We start from the raw sequence: 23,839 nt of genomic DNA on the forward strand, positions 1-23,839 counted from the left end.
GAACGCTGCGACGGGGAACGCTGCGACGGGGAACGCTGCGACGGGGAACGCTGCGAGCCGCGATCCGAAACATTGTAGCGACCCGCACTTGACCGCGCGGTCATTCGCGAAAAGAAATCCGAAGTTCGTCGGTTGGATAGGGGAACCGCGCGTGTCTACAGTCCGTCAACATCTCACGAGGCAACGCTCACAAGGGGAGGCGTTGCGGAGGGGCCGTGAGAAACACAGGGAGAGCAGCGACCCGTCGCAGCGGCGAGGCCGAGGCGCCAGCACCAGGCGGACCGAGGCATGGCAACTGCGCAGGTCACAACAGGTAGGAGCTGGGGGTCGTGATGAACACCAACCAGTCGAGCTGGCGAATCCAGGCGTACTGCCGGGACACGGACCCGGACGGACTCTTCGTCCGTGGTGCGGAGCAGAATCGTGCAAAGGTCATCTGCATGGGCTGCCCCGTGCGGACCGAATGCCTTGCCGAGGCGCTCGACAACCGGATCGATTTCGGTGTCTGGGGCGGCATGACCGAACGGGAACGGCGTGCCCTCTTGCGCAAGCGCCCCGAGGTGCACAGCTGGTGGGACCTCCTCGAATCGGCCAAGGCCGAATACGAGCCCGCGGGCGCGGGTTCGCGCTGACACCTCCGACGGGTGGACGCCGGTCCGGCCGGTGTCCACCCCACGGACCGGGGGAGTGCTCCGGGGTTGAGCTCCGGGCTCCGGGCTCCGGGACTACGCGCCCGCCAGCCGGTCGCCGATGTCGCGCAGACCGCCGACGTCGTGCACGTCGCCCGCCAGCGCGGGCACGCGCCGCACGGGCACGCTCGGATGCGCCCGCGTGAACCGTTCCAGCAGCCGGGATTCGCGTTCGGCCAGCTGCACCCGGTCGGCGTGCAACCGCAGGACCGCTTCCGCGAGCGGTGCACCGGTTCCACCGCGTTCCAGCGTCTCGGCCGCAGCCAGTGCGTCGATCGCGGTCAGCTCGGCCAGCACGGGATGCGTTCGGTTCGCCACCAGCCCGGCCAGGGGCATCGACTCCTCCGACAGCCGTTCCACGAAGTAGCTCGCCTCGCGCAGCGCGTCCGGTTCGGGAGCGGCCACGACCAGGAACGACGTGCCCTCGGAACGCAGCAGCTCCTGCGTCTTCGCCGCCCGCTCGCGGAACCCGCCGAACGTCGAGTCGAACGCCTGCATGAACGCCGAGGCGTCCGCCAGCAGCTGGCCGCCCAGGATCGTCGACACGGCCTTGGCGAACATCGAGAAGCCCGCGCTCATGACCTTGCGGATGCCCCAGCCGCCCGCACGCGCCGGGCTGGTGAGCAGGCGGATCATCCGCCCGTCCAGCGCCGCCGACAACCGGCTCGGGGCGTCGAGGAAGTCCAGGGCCGACCGGCTCGGCGGGGTGTCGACGACGATCAGGTCCCAGTCGCCCGTCGCCGCGAGCTGCCCGAGCTTCTCCATCGCCATGTACTCCTGCGTGCCGGAGAACGACGTGGAAATGGTCTGGTAGAAGGGGTTGCTCAGCAGCTGTTCGGACCGCTCCGGACCCGCGTGGCGCCGCACCATGTCGTCGAACGTGCGGCGCATGTCCAGCATCATCGCCCACAGCTGACCGTCCGGCGCGAACCCGTCGACGGCCACCTGCCGGGGGTGATTGCCCAGCTCACCGAGTCCCAGCGCCTGGGCGAGCCGTCGCGCCGGATCGATGGTCAGCACCACCGTCTGCCTGCCGCGTTCGGCAGCCCGCAGTGCGAGCGAGGCGGCCGTCGTCGTCTTGCCGACCCCGCCCGAACCGCAGCACACGATCACGCGCGCGTCCGGATCGTCGATGAGCGCGTCGACGTCGAGGTCGACGCCGTCCGGGGTTTCCTGGGTGCCGTTCATCGTCACCGCACCCCCTGGCCGCGGAGCGATTCCGCCAGTTCGTACAGCGCGGCGACGTCGACCCCGCCGGACAGGTCGGGCAGTTCGAGCGTCGGCAGGTCGCTCTCCGACAACTGCCGGCTCGCGGCCGTCTCCGCTTCGACGCGACCCGCGTGCTCGACGGTCTCGGTCACGAGCGCGTCGAGCGTTTCGTCCGGCAGGTCGAGGCCCGCCGCGGTCAGCCCGGCGCGCACGCGGCCTGCGTCGACGCGGCCGTCGGCGGCGGGTGAGACCGACCGGGCGGGCAGCCGCGGCGGGCGGACCCGGTTGATCAGCACGGCCCCGGGGCGCAGATCGGCACCGTCGAGCTCGGCGACCGCCTCCAGCGTCTCGCGCACCGGCATCTCCTCGAGCAGCGTCACCAGGTGCACGGCCGTCTGGCCCGAATGCAGCAGATCCACGACGCCGTCGGCCTGTGAGCGGATCGGGCCCGTCTTGGCCAGATCCGTCAGCGCGCGGGTGACGTCGAGGAACTTCACCACCCGGCCCGTCGGCGGAGCGTCCACGACGACGGCGTCGTAGAAGTGGCGCCCGTCGGAGTCGGTCCGCCCGACGCACTCCTTGATCTTGCCCGTGAGCAGCACGTCCCGCAGTCCCGGCGCGAGCGTGGTGGCGAACTCGATCGCGCCCATCCTGCGCAGCGTGCGGCCCGCGAAGCCGAGGTTGTAGAACATGTCGAAGTACTCGAGCAGCGCCGCCTCGACGTCGATGTGCAGCGCACGCACTTCGCCGCCGTTCGGCGCGGAGGCGATGCGCTGCTCGGCGTACGGCAGCGGCTCGGTGTCGAACAGCTGGGCGAAGCCCTGCCTGCCCTCGACCTCGACGAGCAGTACGCGCCTGCCGTGGCCCGCGAGTGCGAGCCCGAGCGACGCGGCGAGTGTCGTCTTGCCGGTGCCGCCCTTGCCGGTCACGAAATGCAGCCGGGTGCGGGTCAGCTCGTCGGTCCAGCCGGCCAGCGTGGTGGTCACCGGAGCAGCGTAGGACATCAACCCGCCAGGGCGAGCACGGCGACGATCACTGCGGTGCCGCCGGCCAGCCACCAGGCCACGGCGGGTGCCAGCACCGTGAGCGTGAGTATGCCGGTCAGGGCCAGTGCGGTGACGCCGACGAGTCCCGTCACGGCGACCGCCTGCCACCGTCCGGTCCGTTCGCGCACGCGCGCCATGATCATCAGTACGGCCAGGATGCCGGCCACGCCCAGCAGCGAGGCCGCGAAGATCCGCCACGTTTCCACGGGATCTCACGCTACTGGCCGTGGTTGTCTAGGGTGACGGCCATGAGTGCCACGAAGTGGGAGTACGCCACCGTTCCGCTGTTGATCCACGCCACCAAGCAGATCCTCGACCAGTGGGGAGAGGACGGCTGGGAGTTGGTGACGGTTCTGCCGAACCCGAGCGGCGAGCAGCACGTCGCGTACCTGAAGCGTCCGAAGGACTGAGGCCCCGATGAGTGCCGGCTCCGTCTCGGCGAGGCTCGCCGAGCTCGGTATCGAACTGCCCGGCGTCGCGGCTCCGGTCGCGGCGTACCTGCCCGCGATCCGCACGGGTTCGCACGTCTACACGGCCGGTCAGTTGCCGTTCGTCGAGGGAGCACTGCCCGCCACCGGCAAGGTCGGCGGTGAGGTCGGCCCCGACGAAGCCAAGCAGTACGCCCGGACGGCGACGCTGAACGCGCTGGCCGCGGTGCACGACCTGGTGGGCATCGACTCGGTCGCCCGCGTGGTCAAGGTGACGGGTTTCGTCGCCTCGGCCGAGGGCTTCAACGCCCAGCCCGCGGTGCTCAACGGTGCCTCCGAGCTGCTGGGCGAGGTCTTCGGTGACGCGGGCGTGCACGCCCGGTCGGCCGTCGGTGTCGCCGAACTGCCGTTGGGTGCCCCGGTGGAGGTCGAGCTGATCGTGGAGGTGGCCTCCTGATGGACCGGGAGGCCGAACAGGCGTGTCACGAGCTGCTGCTGCGCCTGTCCGGCCGACTGCCCGACAACCTGATCTGGCGGTTCCGTGACTGGTCGGGCGAGGGTGCGATGAGCACCCTCGCCCGCGTGCTGCCGAAGACTTTGCTCAAGCACAGGGTCGACCTCGATCAGGAGGAGCACGGCCTGCTGGTTGCCGGTCTCGTCCCGCACGGTGCGGATCGTCATCAGGTCAGTTCCACCCTCGGGGTAGACGCACCGTTGGAGAGCGGGTACACATTCACCGCGAGTACGCCTAACTGGGTGAACTCTGTCGACTCGGTAGCCGCCGTGATCGACGCAACGTTGCGACGGCGTCCCGATGTGGGTGAAGTACGGGAGGCTTGGCGGCAGGAACGTGGGTCCGGCCCGGAGGGGGCGAAGCGTGTCCTGCTCGTCACGGCGACCGCCGGCCTTCCCCGGCTGACGGGCGAACTGCAGCGGGTGCTGCGCGTGCTCGGCGAGGAAACGCCGTGCGTGGAGGTGCTGCCCGTGCGGTTCGAGCTGCCCGCCTATCACCGGGAGGCGCTCGCGAACTCGCGGTTCGTGTGCGCCGGGGCAGCAGACGCCGGACGGCAACTCGTATCCGCATAGCGTCCGCGGCCGGCGGGCGGGAGGGAGAGCGGCGACATGGTGGATGTGCCCCGGTCCGGCGGTGACCCGGACGGCTTCGGCGTTCCGCTGCGGTTGTACAACGTGCTGCTCGCGCTCGCAGGCCGGCTCGACGACAGCGCCCTGTCCGAGGCGCGCGAGCTCGTGGCCCGGTCGCACCTCGACGACGCCGTCGAACTGACCGTCGGTTCCCTCGTCGCGGGCCGGCTCCCCGTACACCCGGCCGAGCAGCGGGAGCTGGCCTCCCTGCTGGAACTCACTCGCTCCGAGGTGATGCTCGCCGACCAGCTCAGCGTCGTCGACGACGTCGCGGCGATCGAACACCGATTCAGCCGTGAGGACGATCCGGACGCCGGTGTCGGTGACGCGCTCGACCGGGTGCTGCGCGTGCTGCCCGACCTGCGTTCGGTGCATGCCGTGTGGCGCAACACCGCAGCGGGCGGCGTGCCCGGCCCGTTGCCGCAGCGCGTCGTGCTCGTCGACATCGGCCCCGATGCGAACCCGGCTGCCGTTGCCTTCCGTGTCGGCGATGCGCTGCGGAAGGCAGGCATCCGTGCGGTCGTCGAAGTCACCGGCCCCGGTTGCGAGCGCACTGCCTACCACGAGGCTGCGCTGTCCTCCGGCGTTCCCGTGTGGCTCGCAGGTCCGGATGCCCTCCGGTACGACTCGGCGAGGGCCGAGCCGGTGAGACCGGAACCGGTGAGAGCGGAACCGCCTCGCACTGAGCAGGTAGCCGCGCCGACCGGCCCGGCGAGCGTTCCCCGGCCGCCGGAACCACAGGCCCTCGAACCACAGGCCCTCGAACCACACGCTCCGGAACCGCAGGCCGCGGAAGCGCCGCGCGCTGCCTCCGCGGCGCCCGAGCAGTCGCAGACGGTGGCGGCGGTCTCCGAATTGCCCGCCCCCGACCGGCTCTCGAACGCTTCGATCCCGGACGACCGGCCGGTGCACGATCCGGCGACCGAGGCCGGGCCCGGGGACGCCCCGTCGTCGGGCGGCTGGACGGCAGCGCCGCTGCGTCCGGCGAGGTCCTCCGGTGAGGCGGCCCGCGGCCGCCGATCGCGCCACGCAGTCCGTGGACAGGCCGAACCGCCCCAGTCCACCGACGGCGAACTGCCCCGCGCCGCTGAGAGCGAGGGTGGACAGGTCGTGGAGTTTCCGCAGCCGTCGCAGGGGGCCGACGAGGACAATCGGTCGGCGCAGACCACCGAGATGCCCCGCGACGAGGTCGCCCAACTGCGCGCGGCGATCACCGAGGACCGGGACCAGGGGCAGGCGTTCGAATCGGCCGACCTCGACTCCGACCAGCTCGCCCGGATTCCCGATCTGAACCTCGACGACCCGCAGCTGACCGACCGCGACCGTGAACTGCTGCGGGAACTGCACGCCGAACTGGCCCAGCGGGAGCAGGCCGAGGCGCAGCGGCAGCGCAACAACGGCATGCCGGGTGCCGCCAACGGCACCGACGTCCGGTAGCCCTTGGTGTCAGGGGCGTGGGCGCCGCCCCGGTTGCCAACGTCCCGGTTACCAACGCCCCGGTTACTGCGGTCACTCCGGAAACACGCGTCGGCAGGAACCGCGCGTGCGGCGGTGGCGGTATGTTGCGGACGTGGCTGCGAACTTTCACGTGCCGAGGAGCGCGGTGCCGGGTTTGAGGGACGGCGCAGGGTCGGCCGACTCCGGGAATCCGGACGAGGCCGGAACCCCGGGAGACGGAACCCCGGAATGTGCCGGGAAGCCGCCCGAGGAGCCCGTGCCCGCCCGTGAGGCGGCGACGGTGATGCTGTTGCGGGACGCCCCCGGTGGCATCGAGGTGTTCCTGCAGCGGCGGGTCACGGCCATGAAGTTCGCCGCCGGGATGACGGTGTTCCCCGGCGGCGGAGTCGACGAACGCGACGCCGAGGCGTCGATCGCGTGGGCCGGTCCGGCCGCCGCGCAGTGGGCCGAATGGTTCGGCTGTGACGAACGCCTCGCGAGGGCACTCGTGTGTGCGGCCGTACGGGAGACGTTCGAGGAGTCCGGGGTGCTGCTCGCCGGTCCCGGCCCGGATTCGACGGTCGGCGACACGTCCGGCTACGCCGACGCCCGCGCGGCGCTCGTGGCCAGGCAGCTGTCGCTCGCCGCCTTCCTCGCCGACACGGGACTGACCCTGCGCGCCGACCTGCTGCGGCCGTGGGCGAACTGGGTCACGCCGGAACAGGAGCGGCGCCGGTACGACACGAAGTTCTTCGTTGCGGCGCTGCCCGCAGGGCAGGATGCCGACGGGGAGACCACCGAGGCGTCCGAATCGGGCTGGCGCACGCCGTCCGATGCGCTGGCCGCGGGCGAAGCCGGCCGCAGCATGCTGATGCCGCCGACGTGGGTGATGCTGTCCGATCTCGCGGAGTGCGGCGACGTGGCCGAGGTGCTGGCGACCGACAGGACACCCGTCCCGAAAGTGATGCCCACACTGCGCGCCGACGGCGAGTCGGTGCTGGTCGAACTGGAACCGTGACTGGAGGTGCGATGACCGGCGCGAGCGTGCACCCGGCGTACGAGACGCCGCGGGAGGTGACGTCGGCGGCGACGGTGGTGCTCGAGGACAACCCGTCGAACATGACGCTCGAGGGCACCAATACGTGGATCCTGCGGGCGCCGGGTTCGCCGGCGTCGGTGGTCGTCGACCCCGGGCACGTCGACACGGCGCACCTCGAGCAGGTCATGGCGGTGGCCGGCCCGGTCGAGCTGATCGTGCTCACCCACCACCATCCCGACCACGCCGACGGTGCGCCGTGGCTGGCGGAACGGACGGGCGCGCCGGTGCGGGCGTTCGACCCGGGGCTGTGCCTCGACGGGGATCCGCTGGGCGACGGTGACGTCGTCCGGGCGGCCGGGCTGGCGCTGACGGTTCTGCACACGCCGGGGCACTGCGGCGACTCCGTGTCGCTGCGGTTCGACCACGACGGCGTGGTGCATGTGCTGACGGGCGACACCGTGCTCGGGCGGGGGACGACGATCGTCGAGCACATCGGCGACTACCTGCGCTCGCTCGACCGGCTGGCGACGTTGCCTGCCGGGTCGTTCGGTCTCACCGGGCACGGCCCGGAGCGGGAGGACCTGCTCGCGACTGTCGACGAGTACCGCAGGCACCGGCAGCAGCGCCTCGACGAGATCCGGGGTGCACTCGACGTGCTTGGCTCGGAGGCGACGCCGCGGCGGATCGTCGAACACGTCTACGCCGACGTCGACCGCGCCCTGTGGCCGGCCGCGGAAGCCTCCGTCACCGCCCAGCTGGAATACCTGCAGAGCTGACGCCGAAGTCCGGTTAGATGCCCCGAAGGGCACCTTGGGGGCGCTCAACGCCCCGAAGGTGCCCTTCGGGGCACGACCGGCAGGGGTCAGGCGGCGAGCGCAGGGGCCGGTTCGGTGGTGGGTGCGTGGGGGCGGACCGTGCCGCGGAGGAGCGCCACGACGGCGGCGAGCGTCATCGCGACGGCACCGGCCGTCAGGAACGCCGCCGATGGGCTCGCATGCTCCACGATGTAGCCGCTCACGGACTGGCCGCACGCGATGCCGAGCGTCACGGACGTGAGGACCCACGAGAACGCCTCGGCGGCCGTGTCCCGCGGTGCGGTCAGCTCGATCGTCGTCGAGTGCGTCGTCGACTGCGGCGTGATCATGGCGCCCGCCGCGAACATGGCCAGTCCCAGGCCCCACAGCGTCGACGGCCATGCCATGACCGCCACCAGCGCACCGAACAGTCCGAGCAGCGCCGGCAGTCGCGTGGGAAGCGTCCTCGGCCACGGTCGGAGGCTGTAGGCCACGCCGAACGCCACCGAGCTCACCGACCACAGCGACAGCAGCACCCCGCCGAGTGAGACGTTACCCGCCTCCTCGGCAGCCGCGGGCACGGCGACCTCGACGAACCCGATCACGATGCCGAAGCCCAGCGCCGCGAGCGCGAGCGTGCGCATGCCCGGGCTCGCCAGTGCGCCCAGCAGCGACGCCCCCGCCCGCGGATTCGGCCCCCACTCGCGTACCGCGGGGCTCAGCGCGAACATGGCCGCGCCCGTGGCCATGCTCGCACCGCCGAGGACAAGGCCGGTGCCGGGCCACGGCAGGGCGATCAGCACGCCCGCCAGCCCGGGCCCGAGGATGAAGAACACCTCCATGCTGATCGCTTCGTACGAGAACGCCGCGTCCCGCGTCGGCCCTTCGGGGAGGAGCCGACCCCACAGTGCCCGGGACGCCGAGCCGGTCGCAGGTTCGGACAGTCCGATCGCGGCGGAGCAGGCGATGAGCACCGCCACGGGTGCACCCGCCTCGATCACGACGATCAGTGCCGTCAACGCGGTGACGAACAGTCCGGTGACCACCAGAAGGGGGCGTGTCGGCCCGAACCGGTCGATGATCCGGCCCTGCACGACCGATCCGACGGCCACGCCGACGAGCGCTGCGGCCGAGACCAGGCCCGCCGCGGCGAACGATCCGGTCTCGTGCTGGACGTACAGCAGTGCGGAGATCCCGATCATGGCGATGGGCAACCGTGCGAACGCGGAGGCCACGAGCGGCCTGCGGGAACGCGGCGTCCGCAGTACCGCGCGGTAGTCGGCGAGCGAGGTGCGGCCGTGGGAATCGGGGAGGTCTGACCGGGACATGCCTGCTATTATGGCACGTCCGTACCATTCCGTTTTCTGGACGGTGTACACCGTCGACCGCGAGCATCGAGGTGCATACTCACCCCTCTTTCGGGTACTCGTGTCTCAGTTCGATAACAGAACAGCGTTTTCGGGCATCTTCTGGCCCGCTCGAGCGTCCTTGAGGGTGAAGACCCTTGAAGAGCAGGGTGGGTTTCGTGCGATTCTGAAGGAGTCGGCGAGTCTCGCGTCATGAGACTCCGGAACACGAGTCCCGCTCACGAACAGCTGAAGACGAGTTTCGTGCCCCGGCACTAAGTGCAGTGCTTGACACGTGCGGTGCCGCGACCCGCAGGGCGCGGGGCTCGTCGGACGCGAGCATTCAACTACATAGTCGGTTTCCTCGCTTCGTAGCGGGTACTCGGTAACCGAGAGGTGCGGCATCGAGCGGTGTGATCATCGCCGGGTTCGGTGACCAGGTCTCGGTGGCACGAGCACCAGCGCTGCTGGAGGCGAACACAATCTCCCTCCGGGATTCGGGTCGGGGCCTTTCAACCGGAGGGCGGGGAGCGTGGGCTGTCGGGGGATGGTCCACGCACAGGCAAAGGGCCGGTGCGCCACGTCGGGGGTGGCGCCCGGCCCTTTGTCATGTCTTGATTTTCTGTTGTGCCTCGAGTCGTTGCCGTGCTCCGACTCGGACTCGCGGTCCGGCTCGCGGCGTCCTGCCGATCGCGGCGCTGAACGGGATCGCGGTTCGGACGGCCACGGTGTCGGGCAGCCGCGATATCGGACAGCCGCAGCGTCGACCAGTTGCGGTGTCGGACAGCTGCAGCGTGCCGGAAACGGCATCCGCATGTCCTGCACGTCCTGCGGTGCGGCCTCGGTGGGGCCGCACCCGCCCGGGAGATCGGATCCCGGATGTCGCCTGTCTCCGGAAGCGTCGCCGGAGCCGTCGACCGGTCATGCGGGAATTGTGGGACGGCGCCCGGACTCGGACGCCGAATTCCCGGTCAGCGGGCGCGTCGCGCGAGCCGTTCCGGATCGAGGATCAGCACGCTCTTGCCTTCGAGTCGCAGCCAGCCGCGGTGTGCGAAGTCGGCGAGTGCCTTGTTCACCGTCTCCCGCGAGGCGCCGACGAACTGGGCGATCTCCTCCTGCGTCAGGTCGTGCGTGACCCGCAGCAGGCCGGCTTCCTGGCTGCCGAACCGCTGGGCGAGCTGCAGCAGCGCGCGGGCGACACGGCCGGGAACGTCCGTGAAGATGAGTTCGGCGACCATGTTGTTCGTGCGTCGCAGCCGGCGCGCGACCACGCGGAGCAGCTGCTCGGCGATCTCGGGACGCGTGGAGATCCACTGCCGTAGCGCGGCGCGGTCCATCGTCACGGTGCTGACCTCGGTCACGGTCGTCGCCGTCGAGGTACGCGGTCCCGGGTCGAAGATCGACAGCTCGCCGAACATGTCCGACGGGCCCATGATCTGGAAGAGGTTCTCCCGGCCGTCGGCCGACTTGCGGCCGATCTTCACCTTGCCCGACTTGATGATGTAGAGCTTGTCGCCGGGCTCGCCCTCGTTGAAGATCACGTGGCCACGCGGAAGGTCCACGGTCTCCAGGGTCTGCGCGAGCGCTTCGGCCGCAGCCGGCTCCACGCCCTGGAAAATGCCCGCCCTGGCCAGGGTCTCGTCCACCTCGTGCCTCCTTTGAGAAGCGACCATCGCACCCAAGACGGGTACGTGGCGCCGGTCACTACGTGCAGTGTAGGGCGTGCCCTCGAGATCGCTTCCCGGCTCGCCGATCCGCCGTAGCGACACCCCGTCCTGGGTGACGTACACGGCAATCACCCGGCGCTGGGCGCTGCCTGACACAGCTCGTCGAGACCGTACGCGGACGATCTCCGACCCGAAAGTTTAACCCCGGCGTAACGGCGGTGAACGACCACCTCCGGCCGGGCGGACCGTCATCACCCCGGGTGTCGCGGTGATTACCGGCAGGTCACGGCGCTTGCGCAGCGTGTCTCACCCGTATGGGCGGTATGTGGAGGATGCGCGGCAGCGAATCTCAGTCCGTCCGGTGATCGCCGGGCTCGCCGGAGGCGGGCGGCGGATCGGACGCCGGCCTGCGGGTCCTGCCGAACCGGCCGCCGGGGCGACCGCCGAACCGCCTGCGGCGGAACAGCTCGAGAGCCCTGCCGATGCCGTGTCCGTACAGTGCCCTGACCTCTTCGGGTTTGGCCTGCTCGAGGAACTCCTCGACGTCCTCGCCGCGCACGGACACGTGGCGCAGTCGCGTCTCGACACGTTCCATGCCGAGAGCGAACAGCATGACCGCCAGTGGGACCGCGATGACGAACCAGACGGTCATGTCTCTCCAAATCCGGCGATCTGGGGCATCGCCGTGTTCGAGGGTGGCCAAGTGCGTGCCCGTCCTGTCGGAGGTCGCACGTAGGCTAACGATGTGTCGTCAGCGGTTCCTGAGCACCCCCGGGCGGGGACTCCCCGAAAGAGTGTTGTCCGGTCCCGGCCGCTCACCGAGGAGAGTCGGCTCGCCTTGGTCCGGCGGGCGCGGCGGATCAAGCGCCGCCTGGACGAGGCGTATCCGAACGCCGAGTGCGAGCTGGACTTCTCGACGCCGCTCGAGCTGCTCGTGGCCGTCATCCTGTCGGCCCAGTGCACCGATGTGCGCGTCAACCGGACCACGCCGGCACTCTTCGCGCGCTACCGCACGGCCGCCGACTACGCGGGTGCCGACCGGGCCGAGCTCGAGGAGTACCTCCGGCCCACCGGCTTCTACCGGAACAAGGCGTCCTCGCTGCTGAAGCTCGGTGCCGCGCTGCTCGAGCGGCACGACGGCGAGGTTCCGGACACGCTCGACGAGCTGGTGAAGCTGCCGGGCGTCGGACGGAAAACGGCCAACGTGATCCTGGGCGAGGCGTTCGGGCTGCCGGGCATCACCGTCGACACGCACTTCGGCAGGCTCGTGCGCCGCTGGGGCTGGACGACCGAGCAGGACCCGGTCAAGGTCGAGTTCGCGGTCGGTGACCTGTTCCCGCGAAAGGACTGGACGATGCTCTCGCAGCGGGTGATCTGGCACGGGAGGCGGATCTGCCACGCCCGCAAGCCCGCGTGCGGCGCGTGCCCCCTGGCGCGCGACTGTCCGGCGTTCGGCGAGGGCCCGACGGATTTCGACGAGGCTGCGGCCCTGGTCAAGGGGGATGAGCGCGACCACCTGCTGGCGATGGTGTCGGAGCGGTGACCCGCGCGACGCGTTGGGCGCTGGTGGCCGGTGCGCTGGTGATCGCCGCGCTGGTGGCGATCGTGCCGATGGTGAACTCGCCGGACGAGCCGGCATCGGACGAGGGGCTCGCACCCGCACGTGCGGGTGCGCAGCTCCAGGCGTGCGGGTCCGGGGCCGGCACCCCCGCCCGCGAACTGCGCGGTGTCGAGGCGGTGTGTCTTGCGGACGGCTCGCGGGTCGACGTGGGCGAGGTCGCCGCCGCCGGTGACCGGCCCACGCTGATCAACGTCTGGGCGACGTGGTGCCAGCCGTGCCGGGAGGAGCTGCCGTTGCTCGACGACTACGCGGCCGAGCCGGGTGCCGCCCGGGTGGTCACCGTGCAGGTCGAGAGCGGCCAGCGGGAGGGTCTCGAACTGCTGACAGAACTGGACGTCGAGCTGCCAGGGGTGTTCGACGGCGACGGTCCGTCGGGTCCGGTCCGCGAGGCGCTGTCGGTGCCGCGCGCGCTGCCGGCGTCGTACCTGGTCACCCCCGGCGGCGAGGTCGAACTCGTCCGCGAACCGCGGCTGTTCACTTCCGCGCAGCAGATCCGCGAGGTCGTGCGATCCGGAGGAGGTGGCGGGTGACGTGTGAGACGACCGGCCCGCTCGTCGACCCCGCGGACGTGCCGGACTGGCTGGCGGGTCTCGTCCGGGCGAGCGCCGGGACCGACGCCGGGGCGTTCACCCGCCTGGCCGTGCCCGACGGGGAGGACCCGCGGGCGGCGTCGGTGCTGGTGCTGTTCGGCGAGCAGCCGATCCATGGTCCGGACGTGCTGCTGCTGCGCCGCGCCGACACACTCGGTTCGCACGCCGGGCAGGTGGCGTTCCCCGGCGGCGGTGCCGAGGACGGCGACGACGGGCCGATCGGCACCGCACTGCGCGAGGCGGAGGAGGAGACGGGTGTCGAGGTGTCCGGCATCCGCCCGGTGGCGATGCTGCCGCGGTTGTACATCCCGGTGTCGCGGTTCGCGGTGACGCCGGTGCTGGCCCACTGGGAGGAACCGTCGCCCGTGCACGCCGTCGATCCCGGTGAGACGGCTGCGGTCGCGCGCGTACCGCTGTCCGGACTGGCCGATCCCGCGAACCGGCTCATGGTTCGCGTGCCCCGTTCCGACTGGAAAGGGCCGGCGTTCACCGTCGGCGAGCTGTTCGTCTGGGGATTCACGGCCGGCGTGCTGGCCGCCCTGTTGCAGCTCGGCGGCTGGGAGCGCCCATGGGATCACACCGACGTGCAAGACCTTGACGTAGCGTGGGCGCGGCACATGGAGCGTGGAACGGGCCGGGAGTGACGGTGAACTGGGTCGACCTGCTGGTGATCGCACTGGCGCTGCTCGCAGCCGTGTCCGGTGCGCGCCAGGGCATGCTCGTGGCGCTGCCCGCGTTCATCGGCGTCATGGCGGGCGCGCTGCTGGGCATCGAGCTCGCGCCGTGGCTCGTGGACTCGTTCGACGAGCCGGCCGCGCGCGTGGCGATCGCCGTCGGCACTGTCGTGTTCCTCGTCGCGCTCGGCGAGACCCTCGGGGTGCTCGCCGGCAGTCAGCTGAAATACCGCATCCGCTCGCCGAAGCTGTCTAGTGTGGACAGCACGCTCGGTGCGATCGTGCAGGGTCTCGTGGTGTTCGTCGTGGCGTGGCTGATCGCGCTGCCGCTCACGAGCGTGGCCGCGATGCCCGGCCTCGCGCGGGCGCTCAACCAGTCGTCGGTGCTGGGCGGCGTGAACGACGTGATGCCGGACGCCGCGCAGGGGCTGCCCGCCGACCTGCGGGACCTGCTCGACGCTTCGGGGTTTCCGTCCATCATGGACCCGTTCCAGCAGGCGCCGGTGCGGGAGATCTCGCCGCCGGACGACGAGTTGCCCGCCGACTCCGTCGTGCGCGAGGTGCAGCCGAGCGTGCTGAAGATCCGCGGTGTCGCGTCGTCGTGCGCCCGTTCGCTGGAGGGCAGCGGCTTCGTCGTCGCTCCACAGCGCGTGATGACGAATGCTCATGTCGTCGCGGGCACCGACCAGGTGGCCGTCGAGACGCCGCAGGGCCGCGAGCCCGCGACCGTGGTGCACTTCGACCCGGATACGGACCTCGCGGTGCTGGCCGTGCCCGGGCTCACGACACGTTCGCTGGACCTGCGGGAGGAGCCGGCGGTGACGGGCGATCCCGCGATCGCGCTCGGTTACCCGCTCGACGGGCCGTACACGGCCTCCTCGCTGCGGGTGCGGGAGCGGATCAACCTGCGCGGCCCGGACATCTACGACGCCGACACCGTTCAGCGTGACGTCTTCACCGTCCGCGGGCAGGTGCGCAGTGGCAACTCCGGCGGCCCGATGATCGACCCGGCCGGTGACGTCGTCGGGGTGGTGTTCGGCGCGTCGGTCGAGGATCCCGACACCGGGTTCGTGCTCACCGCGGACGAAGTGCGCGACGAGTACGAGCAGGCACCCGCTTACGGAGCCGAGGTCGGCACGGGCCCCTGCACGTCCTGATGCCGGTCTCAGACCCCGCGGAGGAACGTCGCCAGGACGGCGGAGGTCTCGGCGGGTGCTTCGAGGTGCGGGAAGTGGCCGACGCCCGGCAGAGTGACGAACTCCGAATGCGGACCGCGCCACGGCGTCGAATCGCGCGCCGTGGACTGCAGGATGCACGGGTCGTCCTCGCCGTGCAGCTGCAGGACGGGCACCGTCACGCGGGTGTCGACGTCGCGGCGGAACCGCCTGCCGTCGCCGCGCAGTTGTGAGCGCAGCGCCCAGCGGTAGTACTCGAGTGCGCTGTGTGCCACCCCGGGGACACACATGGCGTGCCGGAGCGTGGCGGCGGTATCGATGAAGTCGTCCGTGCCGCGCCACGCCTCGCCCGCCCACGAGGAGAGCAGCTCGCCGACATGGGCGGCGCCGTCGGAGGTGAGGCGCTTCTCCGGCGCCATCGGAACCTGGAACCGGAGCACGTGCCGCGACGCACGAGTCTGGGCACCCCGGCGTCCGACGGGCAGGCGGCTCGCCGCGTGCCGCAGCGCCAGCGGGTGCGCGCCGCCCAGCACGCCGACCGACCGCACGACGCGCGGCCGCATCGCCGCAACCGACCAGGCGAGCAGCCCGCCCCCGGCGTGGCCGACGACGTGTGCCGAGCGGAGGCCGAGCGCGCGGATCAGGCCCGCGACGTCGCCCGCGGCCGTCCACGCGTCGTACCCGCGCGGCGGCTTGTCCGAGTCCCCGTATCCGCGCAGGTCGACGGCCACCACGCGGAATCCGGAGTCGGCGAGGTCGCGCAGCTGGTGATGCCACGTCCACCACAGCCCCGCGAACCCGTGCAGCAGCAACACGGGTTCGCCGGCGCCCGCTTCCGCCACGTGCAGCAGAATGCCGTTGGCGGACACGTCACGATGCGTCCAGGGACCGGGGTGCCGGACGGTCGACGGATCGGGCGGGAGCACTTCCGGGATGTGGTGGCGCGAGGCGGGAAGTGTCAGGACCGCGACTGCGGTTCGCCGGGGACCCGGGGCATCCCGTCGGCGGTGCCGGCCGGCTTCTGCTGCGGCTTCAGCGTCGCCGCCGACTCCTTGATGCTGTCGATCGATCGCTGTGGCGCGCGGACCTTCTTGAACTTCCGATAGCCCACGAAGCCGCAGATCCCGGCGAACACCAGCATCAGCAGGAACACGATGCCGAACGCGGCCCAGCGCTGGAGCCACTCCGACAGCAGTTCACCGAGGAAGAAAAAGAAGAAGAACGAGCTGTAGAGCGCGACCACCGCGGCGATGATGAAGAAGATGCTGCCCTTGGTGGCCTTCTTGACCTCGCCGACCGTCTCGGTCTTCGCCAGTTCCAGTTCGGCTCGGAACAGCGTCGACATGTGCTGCGTCGCGTCCTTGACCAGCGATCCGATCGACGCGCCTTCGGCGGAGTCGGCCGCGGGATCCTCCGACAACGGGAGGTAGGGCACCCAGCCCCCGGCGTCCCGGTTGTCGCCGTCGTTGAATTCATGCTTCGGGCTGCTCACGCGCTCATCGTGCCATGTGGACGGCGTTGCGGTCGCGAAGGGCGCACGCGCGGTGTCGATGTCGTGTGAAGTCGTTGTCGGAACGTGTCGTCCGGCGGCCGGATCCGGGGTGGTCCGAACAGGTGAGTGTGTGCTTCGGCTACCGATCACGATCGGTAGCGCGTGGGGAGTACTGTTGATTACCGGCCGAAACTAACGGGTAAAATCCGTCAAAGTACGCAAGATCGGACAATAATCAACATGTCGGGTAACGTCCATGTCGGGTAACGCCACTGAATCCGCCGGCGCGGGATCCGCGGGCGGCGGTAACGAGAAGACGTTCTTCGGGCACCCCCGAGGGCTCGCCAATCTCTTCGGCGTCGAGATGTGGGAGCGGTTCTCGTTCTACGGGATGCTCGGCATCTTGCCGCTGTACCTCTACTTCTCCGCCGCCGAGGGCGGCCTGGAGATGGACAGAGGCACCGCGCTCGGCATCGTCGGTGCGTACGGCGGTCTTGTCTATTTGTCGACGATCATCGCCGCCTGGATCGCCGACCGGCTCCTCGCTCCCGAGCGGACCCTGTTCCACAGCGCCGTCCTCATCATGATCGGCCACCTCGGGCTCGCGGTGCTGCCCGGTTACCTCGGTGTCGGCGTCGGCCTCCTCTGCGTCGCGCTCGGCAGCGGCGGCGTCAAGGCCAACGCCACTGCGGTGCTGGGCACGCTCTACGGCGAAGGCGACGAACGCCGCGACGCCGGTTTCACGATCTTCTACATGGGTGTCAACCTCGGCGCCTTGGTCGGCACCGCGCTCACCGGCTTCTTCCAGCACACCGTCGGATTCCACGTCGGCTTCGGCCTCGCGGCCGCGGGTATGGCGATCGGTCTGATCCAGTACTCGATCGGCCGCTCCAACCTCGGCGAGGCCTCGCGGATCGTGCCGAATCCGCTGCCGGCCTCGCGTCGCCCGCTGGTCGCGCTGGCGTTCGCGGCGATCGCCGTCGTGTGCGTGGTGCTCGTGCTGACCGGCCTGATCACCGCCCAGAACCTCGGTGACGTGGCGGTGGGGGTCGCGGGCACCGCTGCCGTCGTGCTGTTCGTGATCCTGCTGACCAGCACCAGGGTCAGCAGCGTCGAGCGCAGGCGCGTGCTGTCGTTCATGCCGATGTTCGTGGCCAGCGCCGCGTTCTTCGCACTGTTCCAGCAGCAGTTCACCGTGCTCGAGGTGTACTCGGACGAACGTCTCGACCGCGACCTGTTCGGCTGGGAGATGCCGATCTCGTGGGTGAACCTGATCAACCCGGTGTTCATCCTGATCCTGGCGCCGATCTTCGCGACGGTGTGGACCAAGCTCGCCGACCGGCAGCCGTCGACGCCGATGAAGTTCGCGCTGGGAACCGGCGTGATGGGCGTGGCGTTCCTGCTGTTCCTGCCGATGGCGGGCGGCGAGGGCAACACGAGCCCGCTGCTGGCGGTCGTCGGCATCTTGGCGGTGTTCACGATGGCGGAGATGTTCCTGTCGCCCGTCGGTCTGTCGCTGTCGACCAAGCTCGCACCGACGGCGTTCCGCGCCCAGATGGTGGCGCTGAACTACCTGTCGGTTTCGCTGGGCACGGCGCTGTCGGGGTCGCTCGCGAAGTACTACTCGCCGGAGGGCGAGGCGTCGTACTTCGGGACGGTCGGCGCCGTTGCCGTCGTCATCGGCGTGATGATCGCGGTGCTCTCGCCGTTCATCCGCAAGCTGATGTCCGGGGTGCGGTGAGCCGACGCCGTTGTGGTTAGCCGTCGCCGCCGCGGTGAGCCGGTCGACAGGTTCGCCCCGATCTCACCGGAAGCCGGTATCAAGGAGTCATGCGACGGCGCGAGCACACGTACACGTTGACTCTGCGGTGGACGGGCGACCGGGGGACGGGCACGTCGGGTTATCGCGACTTCGGGCGCGACCACGACGTGACCGCCGATAGGAAGCCGCCACTCGCCGGATCGGCCGACCCCTTCTTCCGCGGCGACGCCGACCGCTGGAACCCCGAGGAGTTGCTGCTCGCGGCGCTCGCCCAGTGCCACATGCTGTCGTACCTCGCACAGTGCGCGCGGTCGGGCGTGGTCGTTACCGGTTACGCCGACGAGCCCGCCGGCACGATGGCCGAAACGCTCGGGGTCGGCGAGTTCACGTCCGTGTCGCTGCGCCCGGTGGTCACCGTCGCCGATGCCGGCATGGTCGAGCAGGCTCGGGAACTCCACGAACCCGCCCACGAGGCGTGTTTCATCGCGCGGTCGGTGAACTTCCCGGTGCGGCACGAGGCCCGCATCGAGGTCGCCGACGATGCGGACCGTGCCCGCCCCGGCCGGCAGGACTGACCGCCGGCAGGGAACACGGCGCGCGGCTCACGACTCCAGATCGGCCAGCTGCTTCCTCGCTTCTTCGAGCTGGGCTTCGAGCTCGGCCACGCGGGCCTGCTGCTGCTCCTTCGCCGCATCGATGACCTCGTCGATCGGCGTCGACAGCTCTTCGTGCAGCTCCTTCGCCGCGCGCGAGACGGCCGAGGCGGTCACGGCCAGTCCGCGGGTCACCCACTTACTCCCGTGTTTGAGTTCGGCCTGCCATTCACCGTCGGCGGTTCCGGTGACGGTGAGGGTCAGCTCGACCGTGCGGGTCTTGCGCGCGTTCGCTCCCTTGGGTCGGCCGCGCTTGGGTTTGGCGTCGTCGGCGGGGCTGGCCGTGGCCGTGGTGGATGCGTCCGAGTCCGTGGGGGCGGCGGTGCCGGCAGTGTCGGTGTCGGCAGTGTCGGTGTCGGCAGTGTCGACGTCGGTCGTGTCGGCGTCGGACTCGGTAGTGGTTTCAGTGGCGGGTTCAGTGGTGGGTTCGGCGGTGGGTTCGGCATTCATCGCGGGCAGATCCCCTCGAAACGTCCGGCAGTGACCCCGACATTCTAGAACACCCGTTCGAGCTTTTGTCCACCCGGGTGATGAATGCTTCCGGAGTGGCGTTAACAGGATTGGACAAAATGTGTCCGACGTCTCAGACTCGTCGGCGAGGGATCACCCGGCCGTCGCATCCGGGATGCGGTAGCAGCTCCGACATCGCCGTCCGGGCGTCCTGAGTGTCCGAACATATCGGGCGTCTGGATGTGGAGTTTTTTCGGCAGCCCACCACGCATCGACCGTCCGGCTTCGGGACGAACCGGTGCAGACCACCCACGTGTAACTCGATGGGGTGATCCCTGGAATGGGCTGTGCCCTGCGGAAACGTCGCATCTTCGCAGCTCGGCACGGTGCTGAAAATCAGCAACGCATTTGATCGGAACTTGCAGCCCCGGCAACAATGCGAACCGTCGCGTACGCGAACAGTTACCCCCGTGTACGTAGCGAGAGCCGTACTGGGGATACTCCTAAGAGTCTGGTTTGTTCGGATGTTCGAGCACAAGGAACGCCCGTGCAACCGGTTCGCGCAGGTGATCGCACATCACGTGATCGCGTGGGCGACATACCACTGAACGCTCCACACCTCGCACCTTCGTGTGCCTAGTTGCAGGACGTGATCGATGGAAAGGCGTAGTGACGCCGACCGCTCCGGTTTCGCCGGCGGCAACGCCGGTGCGTCCGCCGAGACGAGGGCCGCGTACCGGAAACGGTCGCGCTCATTGGCGGCAGTCGCGAGCGCAGCAGTGTTCGCACTCGTCGTCACCGGGTGCGGCGGCGGGGACACCGCAGCCGACGGCGGGCAGAATCCCGAGCCGGTCGCGGTGACCGAGGAACAGCTCGCGAAGCTCCCCGAGGCCACGACTTACGACGATCTCGAGCAGGCTCCCATCGACCCCGAGATGGGAGACACGTCGGCCAGTGAGAACGGCACCGGCACGGTGTTGCACCCCGAGCAGGAACTGGCGGTGTACAAGAAACCGGGCGGTGAACCGTTCGCGAAGCTGCCCGTCGAGCAGATCTCGTCGCCGACGTGGGTTCCCGTCATCGGCGAAAAGGGCGACTGGGCGCAGATCCTGCTGCCCGCGCGTCCGAACGGTGCCAGTGGCTGGATCCACGCCACCGACAAGACGGTCGAGGAGGGTAACAACGACTTCGCCGTCACGGTGCACCGCGACGACTTCACCCTCGAGATCACCGAGAAGGGTGAGCAAATCGGGGAATGGACCATCGGGGTCGGGAAGGACGAGCACCCGACGCCGAAGGGGCGTGCGTACATCATCGCTTCCATCGAGGAGCAGGTGAACGACTACAGCCCCATCGTGCTGCCCATGAGTTCTCACTCGGAGTCGCACGAAACGTTCGGCGGTGGCCCCGGCACCGTCGGCATCCACACGTGGCCGGACAACAGCTTCGTTGGCGAAGCCAACAGCGACGGCTGCATCAGGGTCACGCAAGAGGCCCTGGACGAGCTCGTCAAGCTGCCGCTGGGAACGATCGTCGAGGTCGTCTGACGCCCCTCCCACGGCAGTGCGCCACCGGTAACGGGCCCCCGCCCGGAAACCCGACCCGAATGCACCACCGGAATCGAAAGGTACTTCCTTGTCGAAGAAGAAGACCGCCGCGCTCGGCGCAGGCGTCCTGTCCGCCGCCCTCGTCGGCGGCGCCCTGCTCGCCCCGGCTGCGGGCGCCCAGACCGAGGACTCGGCTTTCGGCATCGCCGCCGACGGCCTGATCGACATCGCTCCCACGCCGTACGTCGAGGGTGAGGGCTCCGAGGAGGTCGTCGGCACCAACGTGGCGGGCCTGGCGGGCGCGACGGTGCTCAGCGCCGAGGCGTCCTCGAACTACGCCTACGCCGACGTGGCCAACCTCAGCGTCCTCCCCGGCGACATCGGCGGTATCCCGGGGATCGGCGAGCCGCTGGTTGCAGCAGAAGGCACGCTCAGCGCCACCTGTGACAACGGTGACCTCAGCTCGCAGATCACCGAACTGAGTGTCCTGGGCAACACGATCCCGATCGACAACCTCGCGCCGAACACGACGGCTGTGCCCGAGGCGCTCGAGGGCGTCGCCCAGATCACCCTGAACAAGCAGAGCGAGAACACCGTCACCGCGGTCAGCATCGAGCTGCTGCAAGGCGTGCCGGGCCTGTCGGACATCGCCGGGCAGACGATCGACATCGCGTCGGCCACCTGCACCGAGGGTGACGACGACGGCGACAACGGCGACGGCGACAACGGCGACGGCGACAACGGCGACGGCGACAACGGCAACGGCGACAACGGCAACGGCGACGGCGACAACGGCAACGGCGACGGCGACAACGGCAACGGCGACGGCGACAACGGCGACGGTGACGGTGACGGCGACGGCGACCAGGCCGACGACAACGGTGACGCCCCGGCTCCGACCCCGCAGCCCGGCCACCTGGACGTGACCGGCTGACGCATTCCCCAGGGATGCATTGAACAGATGCATTGAACAGATGCACTGAACATACGAAAGCGGCCTCCACAGTGGATATCCACTGTGGAGGCCGCTTTCGTATGTGCGCGGGCTGTGTTTCAGTCGTCCGAACCGGACGAGAGGCCCTGGGAGATCCGGTCCATCACGGTGCTGTCGGCGAGCGTGGTGACGTCGCCGACCTCACGGTCCTCGGCGACGTCGCGCAGCAGGCGGCGCATGATCTTGCCCGACCGGGTCTTCGGCAGCTCCGGTACGACCATGATCTGCCGCGGCTTGGCGATCGGCCCGATCTCCTTCGTCACGTGGACCCGCAGCTCCTGGATCGTCTCGTCGCCGGCCTGTGCGGCGTCGCCCCGCAGGATCACGAACGCCACAATGCCCTGCCCCGTGGTCGCGTCGCTCGCACCGACCACCGCGGCCTCGGCCACCACCGGGTGCGACACGAGCGCCGATTCGACCTCCGTGGTGGAGATGCGGTGGCCGGAGACGTTCATGACGTCGTCGACCCGGCCGAGCAACCAGACGTCGCCGTCGTTGTCGTACTTGGCGCCGTCGCCTGCGAAGTAGTAACCCCGTTCTGCGAACCGCGACCAGTACGTGTCCTTGAACCGCTCGTCGTCGCCCCAGATCCCCCGCAGCATTGCCGGCCAGGGTTTGTCCAGCACCAGGTAGCCGCCGCCACCCTTGCCGACCGGTTCGCCCGCGTCGTCGACGACCTTCGCCGAGATGCCCGGCAGCGGCTGCTGCGCCGAACCAGGCTTCGCGTGCGTCACGCCGGGCAGCGGCGAGATCATGATCGCGCCCGTCTCGGTCTGCCACCACGTGTCGACGATCGGGCAGTGGCCGCCGCCGATGTTCTCGCGGAACCACATCCACGCTTCGGGGTTGATCGGCTCACCCACCGAACCGAGCAGTCGCAGCGACGACAGGTCGTAGCCCGCCGGAATGTCGGCGCCCCACTTCATGAACGTGCGGATCAGCGTCGGTGCCGTGTAGTAGATCGACACCTTGTACTTCTGGACGATCTCCCAGTGCCGGCCCTCGTGCGGGGTGTTCGGCGTGCCCTCGTAGACGACCTGGGTGGCGCGGTTGGCCAGCGGGCCGTACACGATGTACGAGTGACCGGTGACCCAGCCGATGTCGGCGGTGCACCAGTAGACGTCCTCACCCGGTTTGTGGTCGAACACGGCGTTGTGGGTGTAGGCCGCCTGTGTCAGGTACCCGCCCGAGGTGTGCAGGATGCCCTTCGGCTTACCCGTCGTGCCAGAGGTGTACAGGATGTACAGGGGGTGCTCCGAGTCGAACGCCTCCGGCTCGTGCTCCGCGGGCTGGGAGCCGACCAGCTCGTCCCACCAGACGTCGCGGCCCTCGGTCCACGGGACGTCGTCGTCGAGGTCGCTGCCGGTCCTTCGGACGACGACGACCTTCTCGATGCTCTCCGCGCCCTCGAGCGCTTCGTCGACGTTCACCTTCATCGGCGCGGCCTTGCCCCGGCGGTACTGCCCGTCCGAGGTGATGACCACCTTGGCCGCGGCGTCGTCGACCCGCTGGCGCAGCGCGGTCGGCGAGAATCCGCCGAAGACCACGCTGTGGAGCGCACCGATCCGGGCGCACGCCAGCATCGCGACGATCGCCTCCGGAATCATCTGTAGCTGGATCGCGACCCGGTCGCCCGCGGTGACGCCGAGCGACGTCAGCGCGTTCGCCGCCTTCGACACCTCGTCCTTGAGCTGGGTGTAGGTGATGTCCCGGGTGTCGCCCGGTTCGCCGACCCAGTGGATGGCCGTCTGGTCTCCGTGTCCGGCTTCGACGTGCCGGTCGACGCAGTTGTAGGCCACGTTCAGCTTGCCGCCGACGAACCACTTCGCGAACGGCGCGTCCGACCAGTCCACGACCTGTGTCCACTTCGTGTCCCAGTGCAGGCGTTCGGCCTGCTTCGCCCAGAACGCCTCACGATCGGCGTCGGCCTCCGAGTACCAGTCCGCCGTCGCGTTGGCGGCCGCCGCGAAGTCCGGGCTCGGAGGGAAGCTCCGGCTCTCGGTCAACAGGTTGTCGAGTGCCGGCGACTGCTCTGTCGTCATCTGCAAGGCCTCCTGGTCGTTGCTCAGGCGCACGTAATGGT

General features: G+C 69.8%; 25 protein-coding genes. 15 read left to right on the forward strand and 10 right to left on the reverse strand.

What is annotated here, in order from left to right; genetic code table 11:
- The first annotated feature begins 332 nt into the window (after positions 1–332).
- Positions 333–632 carry a WhiB family transcriptional regulator gene (locus tag LY41_RS06385; RefSeq protein ID WP_253862956.1) on the forward strand — a complete coding sequence of 100 codons (300 nt, stop codon included), beginning with the start codon at positions 333–335 and terminating at the stop codon, positions 630–632.
- Between the two features lie 93 nt (positions 633–725).
- Here the strand turns inward: LY41_RS06385 and bagB are convergent, their stop codons facing one another.
- From bagB to LY41_RS06400, 3 genes are read right to left on the reverse strand one after another with little or no spacing between them, the layout of a single operon-like run.
- The gene (gene bagB / locus LY41_RS06390; protein ID WP_253862957.1) at positions 726–1,877 is read right to left on the reverse strand and encodes an ATPase BagB; all 1,152 of its coding nucleotides are present in this window, start codon (positions 1,875–1,877) and stop codon (positions 726–728) included.
- Positions 1,878–1,879: 2 nt separating this feature from the next.
- A complete protein-coding gene (bagA, locus tag LY41_RS06395; RefSeq protein WP_253862958.1) occupies positions 1,880–2,884 on the reverse strand; it encodes an ATPase BagA in 1,005 nt (334 codons plus the stop codon).
- A gap of 17 nt (positions 2,885–2,901) precedes the next feature.
- Positions 2,902–3,150: a hypothetical protein gene (locus tag LY41_RS06400; protein ID WP_253862959.1), complete on the reverse strand. Its 249-nt coding sequence runs from the start codon at positions 3,148–3,150 to the stop codon at positions 2,902–2,904.
- 42 nt (positions 3,151–3,192) lie between these two features.
- On the opposite strand from LY41_RS06400, the gene sp36 reads away from it, so the two are divergent.
- The 6 genes from sp36 to LY41_RS06430 all read left to right on the forward strand — a co-directional run bounded on the left by sp36 (position 3,193) and on the right by LY41_RS06430 (position 7,767).
- Positions 3,193–3,354 carry a Sp36 family protein gene (gene sp36 / locus LY41_RS06405; RefSeq protein ID WP_005466698.1) on the forward strand — a complete coding sequence of 54 codons (162 nt, stop codon included), beginning with the start codon at positions 3,193–3,195 and terminating at the stop codon, positions 3,352–3,354.
- A 7-nt stretch (positions 3,355–3,361) separates the two neighbouring features.
- Positions 3,362–3,829, forward strand: a complete 468-nt coding sequence (locus LY41_RS06410; RefSeq protein ID WP_253862960.1) for a RidA family protein — start codon at positions 3,362–3,364, stop codon at positions 3,827–3,829.
- A complete protein-coding gene (locus LY41_RS06415) occupies positions 3,829–4,458 on the forward strand; it encodes a hypothetical protein (protein WP_253862961.1) in 630 nt (209 codons plus the stop codon). Before LY41_RS06410 ends, LY41_RS06415 begins: the two co-directional genes overlap by 1 nt.
- A 36-nt stretch (positions 4,459–4,494) precedes the next feature.
- The gene (locus tag LY41_RS06420) at positions 4,495–5,952 is read left to right on the forward strand and encodes a hypothetical protein (protein ID WP_253862962.1); all 1,458 of its coding nucleotides are present in this window, start codon (positions 4,495–4,497) and stop codon (positions 5,950–5,952) included.
- Positions 5,953–6,118: 166 nt separating this feature from the next.
- On the forward strand, positions 6,119–6,970 hold the full coding sequence (locus LY41_RS06425) for an NUDIX hydrolase (RefSeq protein ID WP_372493124.1): 852 nt from the start codon (positions 6,119–6,121) through the stop codon (positions 6,968–6,970).
- 11 nt (positions 6,971–6,981) lie between these two features.
- Positions 6,982–7,767, forward strand: a complete 786-nt coding sequence (locus tag LY41_RS06430; protein ID WP_253862963.1) for an MBL fold metallo-hydrolase — start codon at positions 6,982–6,984, stop codon at positions 7,765–7,767.
- Between the two features lie 86 nt (positions 7,768–7,853).
- On the opposite strand, the gene LY41_RS06435 is transcribed toward LY41_RS06430, so the two are convergent.
- The 3 genes from LY41_RS06435 to LY41_RS06445 form a co-directional block, all read right to left on the reverse strand.
- The gene (locus LY41_RS06435; RefSeq protein WP_253862964.1) at positions 7,854–9,113 is read right to left on the reverse strand and encodes an MFS transporter; all 1,260 of its coding nucleotides are present in this window, start codon (positions 9,111–9,113) and stop codon (positions 7,854–7,856) included.
- Positions 9,114–10,102: 989 nt separating this feature from the next.
- Positions 10,103–10,777, reverse strand: coding sequence for a Crp/Fnr family transcriptional regulator (locus LY41_RS06440; RefSeq protein ID WP_253862965.1), 675 nt, complete (start codon positions 10,775–10,777; stop codon positions 10,103–10,105).
- A gap of 370 nt (positions 10,778–11,147) precedes the next feature.
- Positions 11,148–11,450: a hypothetical protein gene (locus LY41_RS06445; protein WP_253862966.1), complete on the reverse strand. Its 303-nt coding sequence runs from the start codon at positions 11,448–11,450 to the stop codon at positions 11,148–11,150.
- Between the two features lie 186 nt (positions 11,451–11,636).
- On the opposite strand from LY41_RS06445, the gene nth reads away from it, so the two are divergent.
- Genes nth through LY41_RS06465 form a run of 4 tightly spaced genes read left to right on the forward strand, consistent with a single transcriptional unit; the run spans position 11,637 to position 14,840 of the window.
- On the forward strand, positions 11,637–12,341 hold the full coding sequence (nth, locus tag LY41_RS06450) for an endonuclease III (RefSeq protein ID WP_253862967.1): 705 nt from the start codon (positions 11,637–11,639) through the stop codon (positions 12,339–12,341).
- Positions 12,338–12,949 (forward strand): TlpA family protein disulfide reductase, encoded by a 612-nt coding sequence (locus LY41_RS06455; protein ID WP_253862968.1) that lies wholly within the window; start codon positions 12,338–12,340, stop codon positions 12,947–12,949. The genes nth and LY41_RS06455 overlap by 4 nt, the downstream gene beginning before the upstream one ends.
- The gene (locus LY41_RS06460; protein ID WP_253862969.1) at positions 12,946–13,653 is read left to right on the forward strand and encodes an NUDIX hydrolase; all 708 of its coding nucleotides are present in this window, start codon (positions 12,946–12,948) and stop codon (positions 13,651–13,653) included. Before LY41_RS06455 ends, LY41_RS06460 begins: the two co-directional genes overlap by 4 nt.
- A 2-nt stretch (positions 13,654–13,655) precedes the next feature.
- Positions 13,656–14,840 carry a MarP family serine protease gene (locus LY41_RS06465; protein ID WP_253862970.1) on the forward strand — a complete coding sequence of 395 codons (1,185 nt, stop codon included), beginning with the start codon at positions 13,656–13,658 and terminating at the stop codon, positions 14,838–14,840.
- Positions 14,841–14,848: 8 nt separating this feature from the next.
- Here LY41_RS06465 and LY41_RS06470 read toward each other — a convergent pair whose 3' ends face one another.
- On the reverse strand, positions 14,849–15,784 hold the full coding sequence (locus tag LY41_RS06470; RefSeq protein ID WP_253862971.1) for an alpha/beta fold hydrolase: 936 nt from the start codon (positions 15,782–15,784) through the stop codon (positions 14,849–14,851).
- A gap of 32 nt (positions 15,785–15,816) precedes the next feature.
- Positions 15,817–16,350 carry a phage holin family protein gene (locus LY41_RS06475; protein WP_253862972.1) on the reverse strand — a complete coding sequence of 178 codons (534 nt, stop codon included), beginning with the start codon at positions 16,348–16,350 and terminating at the stop codon, positions 15,817–15,819.
- A gap of 256 nt (positions 16,351–16,606) precedes the next feature.
- Between LY41_RS06475 and LY41_RS06480 the strand changes: the two genes are divergently transcribed.
- Both LY41_RS06480 and LY41_RS06485 read left to right on the forward strand, forming a co-directional pair.
- Positions 16,607–18,091 (forward strand): peptide MFS transporter, encoded by a 1,485-nt coding sequence (locus tag LY41_RS06480; protein WP_301296773.1) that lies wholly within the window; start codon positions 16,607–16,609, stop codon positions 18,089–18,091.
- Between the two features lie 89 nt (positions 18,092–18,180).
- Complete coding sequence (locus LY41_RS06485) at positions 18,181–18,687, forward strand: OsmC family protein (RefSeq protein ID WP_253862973.1); 507 nt, start codon at positions 18,181–18,183, stop codon at positions 18,685–18,687.
- A gap of 27 nt (positions 18,688–18,714) precedes the next feature.
- Here LY41_RS06485 and LY41_RS06490 read toward each other — a convergent pair whose 3' ends face one another.
- Entirely contained in the window at positions 18,715–19,215 is a 501-nt protein-coding gene (locus LY41_RS06490) for a DUF6319 family protein (RefSeq protein WP_253862974.1), read from the reverse strand.
- Between the two features lie 656 nt (positions 19,216–19,871).
- Between LY41_RS06490 and ldt-CoaP the strand changes: the two genes are divergently transcribed.
- Together ldt-CoaP and LY41_RS06500 are read left to right on the forward strand one after the other, a co-directional pair.
- Positions 19,872–20,762: a L,D-transpeptidase, choice-of-anchor protein P-associated gene (ldt-CoaP, locus tag LY41_RS06495; protein WP_504966232.1), complete on the forward strand. Its 891-nt coding sequence runs from the start codon at positions 19,872–19,874 to the stop codon at positions 20,760–20,762.
- Positions 20,763–20,850: 88 nt separating this feature from the next.
- Positions 20,851–21,696 carry a choice-of-anchor P family protein gene (locus LY41_RS06500; protein ID WP_253862975.1) on the forward strand — a complete coding sequence of 282 codons (846 nt, stop codon included), beginning with the start codon at positions 20,851–20,853 and terminating at the stop codon, positions 21,694–21,696.
- A 119-nt stretch (positions 21,697–21,815) separates the two neighbouring features.
- Here the strand turns inward: LY41_RS06500 and acs are convergent, their stop codons facing one another.
- Positions 21,816–23,798, reverse strand: coding sequence for an acetate--CoA ligase (gene acs, locus LY41_RS06505; RefSeq protein ID WP_253862976.1), 1,983 nt, complete (start codon positions 23,796–23,798; stop codon positions 21,816–21,818).
- Between the last annotated feature and the right edge of the window lie 41 nt (positions 23,799–23,839).

The sequence above is a fragment of the Prauserella halophila genome, assembly GCF_024171895.1.
In the GTDB taxonomy this organism is placed as follows: domain Bacteria; phylum Actinomycetota; class Actinomycetes; order Mycobacteriales; family Pseudonocardiaceae; genus Prauserella; species Prauserella halophila.

Coding starts and splice junctions, on each gene's coding strand:
- sp36 (WP_005466698.1), top strand. CDS start 3,193: ATGAGTGCCACGAAGTGGGAGTACGCCACCGTTCCGCTGTTGATCCAC.
- LY41_RS06430 (WP_253862963.1), top strand. CDS start 6,982: ATGACCGGCGCGAGCGTGCACCCGGCGTACGAGACGCCGCGGGAGGTG.
- LY41_RS06415 (WP_253862961.1), top strand. CDS start 3,829: ATGGACCGGGAGGCCGAACAGGCGTGTCACGAGCTGCTGCTGCGCCTG.
- acs (WP_253862976.1), bottom strand. CDS start 23,798: ATGACGACAGAGCAGTCGCCGGCACTCGACAACCTGTTGACCGAGAGC.
- LY41_RS06420 (WP_253862962.1), top strand. CDS start 4,495: ATGGTGGATGTGCCCCGGTCCGGCGGTGACCCGGACGGCTTCGGCGTT.
- bagB (WP_253862957.1), bottom strand. CDS start 1,877: ATGAACGGCACCCAGGAAACCCCGGACGGCGTCGACCTCGACGTCGAC.
- LY41_RS06490 (WP_253862974.1), bottom strand. CDS start 19,215: ATGAATGCCGAACCCACCGCCGAACCCACCACTGAACCCGCCACTGAA.
- ldt-CoaP (WP_504966232.1), top strand. CDS start 19,872: ATGGAAAGGCGTAGTGACGCCGACCGCTCCGGTTTCGCCGGCGGCAAC.
- LY41_RS06435 (WP_253862964.1), bottom strand. CDS start 9,113: ATGTCCCGGTCAGACCTCCCCGATTCCCACGGCCGCACCTCGCTCGCC.
- LY41_RS06485 (WP_253862973.1), top strand. CDS start 18,181: ATGCGACGGCGCGAGCACACGTACACGTTGACTCTGCGGTGGACGGGC.
- LY41_RS06385 (WP_253862956.1), top strand. CDS start 333: ATGAACACCAACCAGTCGAGCTGGCGAATCCAGGCGTACTGCCGGGAC.
- LY41_RS06410 (WP_253862960.1), top strand. CDS start 3,362: ATGAGTGCCGGCTCCGTCTCGGCGAGGCTCGCCGAGCTCGGTATCGAA.
- LY41_RS06480 (WP_301296773.1), top strand. CDS start 16,607: ATGTCGGGTAACGCCACTGAATCCGCCGGCGCGGGATCCGCGGGCGGC.
- LY41_RS06445 (WP_253862966.1), bottom strand. CDS start 11,450: ATGACCGTCTGGTTCGTCATCGCGGTCCCACTGGCGGTCATGCTGTTC.